The organism is Neobacillus sp. MER 74 (assembly GCF_023714155.1).
This window is the reverse complement of record NZ_JAMAUV010000061.1, coordinates 1-1,357: the sequence shown is the minus strand read 5'-3', so window position 1 is coordinate 1,357 and position 1,357 is coordinate 1. Positions and strand designations below refer to the sequence as shown.

Genomic DNA, 1,357 nt, shown 5'->3' with positions numbered 1-1,357 from the left:
GAACAGTGTTATGGTTAAAGTGGATTGGTATAGTTGGAACGCCGTATGCGGTGAAAGTCGCTTGTACGGTGTGGACGGGGGGAAAAGGTAGCGATAACTTCAAAGCCTTACCTATCTGTATGAAGAATCAACCCCCAAAATGGATATTAAAAATTGGCTCAGTGTGAACTGAGCCATTTATTTTTTATTGCAAAAACGTATACAAAAGGCAGTACAAATTGGGCTACATTTTCGATTGCATTTTCGGGTTTTGTGATAGGAAACGGAACCCGTTACCAAATAGGACAGTTCCTTTATAGTGTCTTCCTCCCCTATACTAAGAAGCGACCTCCATTTACCATTTCTCGCCTCTAGAACCCTTATTGGATACCGTTCCTTCTCATTTTTTGTAGTTTCGGGCGTCTATACCCCTTATTGACTACCTCCCTTTCGCTTTTTTCATAGTTTCGGTCACCTATACCTCCTATTGGCTACCGTTCTTTCTCTTTTTTAATCGCCTCAGTCGTCAATAAAGAAAAATCTCCCTAGCAATCAAAAAAAATGCCCTCCATTATACGATGAAGGACAAAATTAACCAATGTGTGGTGTCAGGCACCGAAATTGATTAAAATGGTAAATTTCTAGTAAAATCTACTTAGTTGGAAAGTTTGGTGGGTTGAGCATTTTGAGAATGAGCCGTAGGGAGAAGGGGTTAGAGAAAAACAGAATGAATATGTTTAGGAAGTTGTCTGATGGGGTATTAGCGCTGCTGATTACCATCCTGCTTTATGCGGGATTTTTTGCGGTAGTTTCACAGAGTCCTGGGGATGAAATGAATAATAGTTTGATCGCCATGGCAGCCTTTGTTGCAATGACGTTTTTTATAAACTTTCCGGTGTGTTGGTGGATTATCAAACGGATCATTAAGGCTAGTCGAGGGAAGAATTATTGAAACAAATGAAGCCAAGTTCCGATTGGAACTAGGCTTTTTTGTTTAATAGAGTTACACAAGCATTCATCTGGAAAAATAAACAGTGGACAATTCTTCATCACAACAAAAAAGAACAACCCAATTGAGTTGTTCTTAAAATGCCTGGCAACGTCCTACTCTCACAGGGACGCGTGTCCCAACTACCATCGGCGCTGAGAAGCTTAACTTCCGTGTTCGGTATGGGAACGGGTGTGACCTTCTCGCCATTGCTGCCAGACTATTTTATTTGAGGATTCATTCCCTCAAAACTAGATAATGCTGAAGAAGTTTGTAAACTTGAGTTCACCTATATAATTGTCTAGCTCCAGCGTCCAGCAACTAGTGTCCTTCGGTCTTTTCCCTACGATAAGTCAACATCGAATCGCTATCGCTCTTCGTGTTTCCTTT

At 41.0% G+C, this 1,357-nt stretch carries 1 protein-coding gene and 1 rRNA gene; one reads left to right on the top strand and one right to left on the bottom strand.

Annotated elements, in window-relative coordinates; all coding sequences use genetic code 11:
- Window positions 1-706 precede the first annotated feature (706 nt).
- Window positions 707-931: a hypothetical protein gene (locus M3610_RS27405; RefSeq protein ID WP_251463625.1), complete on the top strand. Its 225-nt coding sequence runs from the start codon at window positions 707-709 to the stop codon at window positions 929-931.
- A gap of 139 nt (window positions 932-1,070) precedes the next feature.
- On the opposite strand, the gene rrf is transcribed toward M3610_RS27405, so the two are convergent.
- Window positions 1,071-1,187 (bottom strand): 5S ribosomal RNA (rrf, locus tag M3610_RS27400).
- Between the last annotated feature and the right edge of the window lie 170 nt (window positions 1,188-1,357).